This window comes from Microbulbifer mixtoriginis (SeqCode) (assembly GCF_052466715.1).
Map to the genome: position 1 here is coordinate 4,770,001 of NZ_CP174288.1, position 2,461 is coordinate 4,772,461.

2 rRNA genes (1 of these 2 cut by a window edge) are annotated in these 2,461 nt (G+C 48.6%); both read left to right on the forward strand.

The window, feature by feature from the left end:
- A 23S ribosomal RNA gene (locus ACJJH9_RS21190) occupies positions 1-1,334 on the forward strand; it begins 1,548 nt to the left of the window's first position.
- A 204-nt stretch (positions 1,335-1,538) separates the two neighbouring features.
- A 5S ribosomal RNA gene (rrf, locus tag ACJJH9_RS21195) occupies positions 1,539-1,654 on the forward strand.
- The last annotated feature ends 807 nt before the right edge of the window (positions 1,655-2,461 follow it).

Here is a 2,461-nt window from a genome sequence, read left to right on the forward strand (position 1 = left end):
AAAAACTTCTAAGCTTCAGGCAATAGTGAATCGTACTCTAAACCGACACAGGTGGTCAGGTAGAGAATACCAAGGCGCTTGAGAGAACTCTGGTGAAGGAACTAGGCAAAATGGTACCGTAACTTCGGGAGAAGGTACGCCGGTTTTGGTGATGGGACTTGCTCCCTAAGCTGAGGCCGGTCGAAGTGACCAGGTGGCTGCGACTGTTTATTAAAAACATAGCACTCTGCAAACTCGTAAGAGGACGTATAGGGTGTGACGCCTGCCCGGTGCCGGAAGGTTAATTGATGGGGTTAGCTTCGGCGAAGCTCTTGATCGAAGCCCCGGTAAACGGCGGCCGTAACTATAACGGTCCTAAGGTAGCGAAATTCCTTGTCGGGTAAGTTCCGACCTGCACGAATGGCGTAACGATGGCCACGCTGTCTCCACCAGAGACTCAGTGAAATTGAAATCGCTGTTAAGATGCAGTGTACCCGCGGCTAGACGGAAAGACCCCGTGAACCTTTACTACAGCTTTGCACTGAACTTTGAGCCTACTTGTGTAGGATAGGTGGGAGGCTTTGAAGCAGTAACGCTAGTTATTGTGGAGCCGTCCTTGAAATACCACCCTGGTATGTTTGAGGTTCTAACTCTGGTCCGTTATCCGGATCGAGGACAGTGTATGGTGGGTAGTTTGACTGGGGCGGTCTCCTCCCAAAGAGTAACGGAGGAGTACGAAGGTGCACTCAGCATGGTCGGAAATCATGCAATGAGCATAATGGTATAAGTGCGCTTGACTGCGAGACAGACATGTCGAGCAGGTACGAAAGTAGGTCATAGTGATCCGGTGGTTCTGTATGGAAGGGCCATCGCTCAACGGATAAAAGGTACTCCGGGGATAACAGGCTGATACCGCCCAAGAGTTCACATCGACGGCGGTGTTTGGCACCTCGATGTCGGCTCATCACATCCTGGGGCTGAAGCCGGTCCCAAGGGTATGGCTGTTCGCCATTTAAAGTGGTACGCGAGCTGGGTTTAGAACGTCGTGAGACAGTTCGGTCCCTATCTGCCGTGGGCGTTGGAAATTTGAGAAGAGTTGCTCCTAGTACGAGAGGACCGGAGTGAACGAACCTCTGGTGTTCGGGTTGTCACGCCAGTGGCATTGCCCGGTAGCTATGTTCGGACGGGATAACCGCTGAAAGCATCTAAGCGGGAAGCCTCCTTCAAGATTAGATTTCCCTGACTCCTTGAGAGTCCTAAAGGGCCGTGGAAGACTACCACGTTGATAGGCTGGGTGTGGAAGCGTTGTGAGGCGTTGAGCTAACCAGTACTAATTGCCCGTGCGGCTTGACCATACAACAGAGATGGTTACTAACGACTAGCTAAGCTAGCGGATTGTGGAATGAAAGACACACAATGATCGCTTGCGGTGTATTACTACAGATTGTTTTACCGACTTATTTGGGGTTATCGCCGGTCAACAGACCGAGGCAAACAGCGATAACGCGGCAGGCCAAGCAAAATTGCTTATAAGACCAACGCCAACCCAAGCCAGTTTGCCTGACGACAATAGAGTTGTGGAACCACCTGATCCCTTGCCGAACTCAGAAGTGAAACGCAACATCGCCGATGGTAGTGTGGGGCTTCCCCATGTGAGAGTAGGTCATCGTCAGGCTTCTAATCCGAAAGGGCCACCCAACAGGGTGGCCCTTTTTTTATGGCTAAAAAATAATTAACAAACCAAAAAACTTAGAAAGGGAAAGAAGTAAGACGCGCTGCGGGTAAAGCCACAGTGATTCGCGCCTGTGGTTCACACCCTCCGAGCTACCTTCGGCAGGCTCAACCGATACCGGCTGTCAGGTTTCTAAAAAAAGAGTCCCTCACCGGTTGCGCTACCGGGGTTTCTTTTTGGGGTACGGTAAAATATTTTCACTATCTCGCGTGCCTGCGCTGCTATGTGAATCGTTCGCAACCCCGGAGCCATACACCGCAGGCTGACGAGAGCTGTTCGCCATACAGTGTGGGCCCAGTGTTTCCAGTAGCTTGCAAAAATAGCTCCAAATAAATTAGTCAGTTTCCACTCCAAAAAATAAACCCCTAAAAGATCTTTACGTTTCTTCTTCAAGTTTTTCAGAGCTTCTGCAAAAATTTGCCACTGGATACACACTTAAAACTACTTTCATGAACTTTAGGTTTGTATTTTTAATGGCTTCAAAACTACCAGAGTTAGTAAGCTACTAAATACTCCCAGAAATTTATCCCCTATAGCCTAGTATCCCTAATAGTTATTCAATCTGGCTGCCAAATAGTGTGGATAGTGCCGTGCTTCTAAAAAACTACGCGTATATTCCCCGATAGTGATGTGGGGATTTTATTCATAGTTATATTTTCCGTTTCCACCATCAGGGGATGCATTTACAGTCTTTTTTTTAACCAAAAAGCATTTTGGAGATTTATTACATAAAGTGCTTGCGGAGCCTCC